The sequence below is a fragment of the Phenylobacterium sp. genome, assembly GCF_004799515.1.
Taxonomy (GTDB): Bacteria; Pseudomonadota; Alphaproteobacteria; order Caulobacterales; family Caulobacteraceae; genus Phenylobacterium.
Genome location: NZ_SSMX01000035.1, coordinates 1 through 3,390 on the forward strand (window position 1 = coordinate 1; position 3,390 = coordinate 3,390).

At 68.8% G+C, this 3,390-nt stretch carries 3 protein-coding genes; 1 reads left to right on the top strand and 2 read right to left on the bottom strand.

Translation table 11 applies throughout. The features are described from left to right. Positions 1-74, top strand: a 74-nt coding sequence (locus tag E8A49_RS15275; RefSeq protein WP_293383104.1) for a hypothetical protein, incomplete at its 5' end; no start/stop codon positions are given. Between the two features lie 433 nt (positions 75-507). Here the strand turns inward: E8A49_RS15275 and E8A49_RS15280 are convergent. Together E8A49_RS15280 and E8A49_RS15285 are read right to left on the bottom strand one after the other, a co-directional pair. Then, on the bottom strand, positions 508-1,851 hold the full coding sequence (locus tag E8A49_RS15280; protein ID WP_293383098.1) for an MFS transporter: 1,344 nt from the start codon (positions 1,849-1,851) through the stop codon (positions 508-510). Continuing rightward, positions 1,848-3,185: an MFS transporter gene (locus E8A49_RS15285; protein ID WP_293383101.1), complete on the bottom strand. Its 1,338-nt coding sequence runs from the start codon at positions 3,183-3,185 to the stop codon at positions 1,848-1,850. The genes E8A49_RS15280 and E8A49_RS15285 overlap by 4 nt, the downstream gene beginning before the upstream one ends. Between the last annotated feature and the right edge of the window lie 205 nt (positions 3,186-3,390).

Here is a 3,390-nt window from a genome sequence, read left to right on the forward strand (position 1 = left end):
GCGCGAAGTACGGCGTCGTCACCATGTGCATCGGCGGCGGGATGGGCGCGGCGGGATTGTTCGAGATTTTCTAGGTCTCGGCCGAACTGGCTCCCCTTCGGGGGAGCTGTCAGCGAAGCTGACTGAGGGGTCATCAACGGTCGTTGATGACCCCCTTCTGCTGTGGACAAACACCGTCATCCTCCGGTCGCCCGAAGAGGCGATCCGGGGGACCTAAACGGCGTCGCCACCTTCAACACCTCAGCTTGGGTCCCCCGGATCAGCCTGCGGCTGACCGGAGGATGACGACGGGTGTGTGGGTGATGCGCCGTCCCGGGCGCACCCCGCCTTAAATCTCACGGCAGATGCGAGCCTTCCGGCCTCGTCAAGTCAAGGACGCGCCAAAGGCGCGCCGCGAAGCGGCTGGCTTCGCCAGTCCTTGAGTTGCCGAGACCGGAAGGCAAACTCGCCGCCATGAGATCCATGGCTCGGTCCGTCCGACGGACGGCTTCTCACCGATGGAGCAGATCACGCCTCCCGATCGATCTCCGCCCAGCTCAGCCCCTTCGTCTCCTTCGCCAGGAGCGCGCAGACGAAGCTCACCGCGCAGGTGGCCGCGAGGTAGAGCGAGATCGGGCCGGTGGACTTGGTGGCCTTGAAGATCGCCAGCGAGATCACCGGGGCCCAGGAGCCGCCGATGATCGGGGTGACCTGATAGGCGAGCGAGGCGCCGGAGTAGCGGATGCGGGTGGGGAACAGCTCGGCGATCATCGCGCCCTGCGGGCCGTTCATGGCGCTGTGCATGATCAGGCCGGCGACCAGGGCGGCGGTGATCAACACCGGCTGTTTCGTCGCCAGCAGGGGATAGAAGGCGAAGGCCCAGAAGCCGACGCCCGCCGCGCCGAAGGCGTAGACCGGCTTGCGTCCGATCCGGTCCGACAGCGCCGACCAGAGCGGCATGGAGAGCGTCGCCGCGATCGATCCGGCCAGGATGCTGTTCAGCGTCGCGCTGCGCGTGATGCCCAGCACATTGGTCAGGTAGGTGATGCCGAAGGTGGTCATCAGGTAGAAGCTGACGTTCTCCCCCAGCTTCAGGCCGCCGCCCAGCAGGACCTCGCGGGGCCGGGCCTTGATCGCCTGCGCCACCGGGGCCTTGTGGGCGCCCTCGTCGGCTTGTTTCACGGCGGCCTCGAACACCGGGCTCTCGGCCAGGGACAGGCGCACCCACCAGCCGATACCGATCAGCACGGCCGACAAGAGGAACGGCACGCGCCAGCCCCAGGCCAGGAAGTCGTGCGGGGTCTGCACCGCCGCCAGGATCGCCAGGATCGCGGTGGCCAGCACATTGCCCAGGCCGCCGCCCGCCTGCATCAGCCCGCCCCAGAGGCCGCGCTTGGCGGGCTCGGAATACTCTGTCGCCATCAGGATCGCCGCGCCCCACTCGCCGCCCAGGCCAAAACCCTGGATCAGGCGCAGGGCGATCAGCAGGATCGGGGCGGCGACGCCCACCTGGTCGAAGGTGGGCAGGAGGCCGATCAGGAAGGTGGTCGCGCCCATCACCATCAGGGTCAGGATCAGGAGCTGGCGCCGTCCGATCCGGTCGCCGAAATGGCCGAAGATCACCCCTCCGAACGGCCGGGCCATGAAGCCCACCGCATAGGTCGAGAACGCCAGCATCGCGCCGGTCAGCGGGTCGGCCGACGGGAAGAAGACCTTGTTGAACACCAGGGCCGCGGCGGTGCCGTAGAGCAGGAAGTCGTACCACTCGATGGTGGTGCCGATGGCGCTGGCGAAGACGGCCCGGCGGCGCAGGGCCGGCGTCGGCTCGGCGGCGGCCAGGGGTCCGCCGGAGTCTGCAATGGCGGCGCTCATCGGATGGCGTCGATCTCGGCGAAGCTCAGGCCCTTGGTCTCCCGCGCCTTCCAGGCGGAGAAGGCGCTGATCGCCCCGGCGACGGCCAGGTAGAGGGCGATCGGGAGCCACGACTTGTAGCGATCCAGCAGGAAGACCGCGATGATCGGCGCCAGCGAGCCCGCGAAGATCGAAGTGGCCTGATAGGCCAGTGACGCGCCGGAATAGCGCATCCGCGTCGGGAACAGCTCGGCGATGAAGGCCGCTTGCGGGCCGTACATCAGGGCGTGGCAGATCAGGCCGCCGACGATGGCCAGCACGATCAGGGGCGTCTGCCCCGTGTCGATCAGCCGGAAGAAGACAAAGCCCCACGCCGCGATACCGGCCGCGCCCAGGAAATAGACCGGGCGGCGGCCGATGCGGTCGGACAGGGCCGCGAAGATCGGGATCGCCACCACCTCCACCGCCGTGCCGATCAGCATGGCGTTCAGCGCCAGGCTGCGGGTCAGGTGGGCGTGGTCGACCATGTAGGTCAGGCCGAAGGTGGTGATGACGTAGAAGCAGATGTTCTCCGCCACCCTGAGGCCCGCGCCGATGGCGATGCCGCCCGGCCGCTCGCGGATCGCGTCGACCATCGGCGCGCGCGGCGGGGCGCCGGCGTCGTCCAGCGCCTGCTGGAAGAGCGGGCTTTCGGCGAGCGTCGTGCGCACCCAGTAGCCCACAGCCACCAGCACCGCCGACAGCAGGAACGGCACGCGCCAGCCCCAGGCCAGGAAGTCGGCGTTCGACTGCACCGCCGACATCACCGCCAGCACCGCGGCGGCCAGCAGGTTGCCCGCCGGCACGCCCGCCTGCGGCCAGCCGGCCCAGAAGCCGCGCCGCTTGGCCTCGCCGTATTCGGTGACCATCAGCACCGCGCCGCCCCACTCGCCGCCCACCGCGAAGCCCTGCACCAGGCGCAGCAGCACCAGCATCAGCGGCGCGAACACGCCCACCTGGTGGAAGGTCGGCAGGATGCCGATCAGCACCGTCGAGCCGCCCATCATCATCAGGCTGAGCATCAGGAGTTGCTTGCGCCCCATCCGGTCGCCGAAATGGCCGAACACCAGCCCGCCCAGCGGCCGCGCCACAAATCCCAGCGCGTAGGTGGTCAAGGCCAGCAGCGTGCCGACGTGGGGATCGGACTTCGGGAAGAACAGCTTGTTGAACACCAGGACCGAGGCCGAGCCGTAGAGGAAGAAGTCGTACCACTCGATGGTGGTGCCGATCATCGAGGCCAGCACGACCTTGCGCAGGGTCGCGGGCGAAGCGAGCGACGGCGCGGCCGGAGTCGTCCTGGTGGTCGCGGTGCTCAAGCTCGCCCTCCCGATACGCGCGCCCCGCGTCTGGCGGCGGGATGGTCGGGGTGCAGATGACCGCGAACGGCGGCAGGTGGCAAGGCGGGGCGAAATGAAGGATGTGGTGCGGCGTCCCGCCTTGCTCAAGGAAGCGTCCAGCGGACGCACTCCGCCTTAAATCTCACGGCAGATGCGAGCCTTGGGTCCTCGGCTTCTCAAGGAC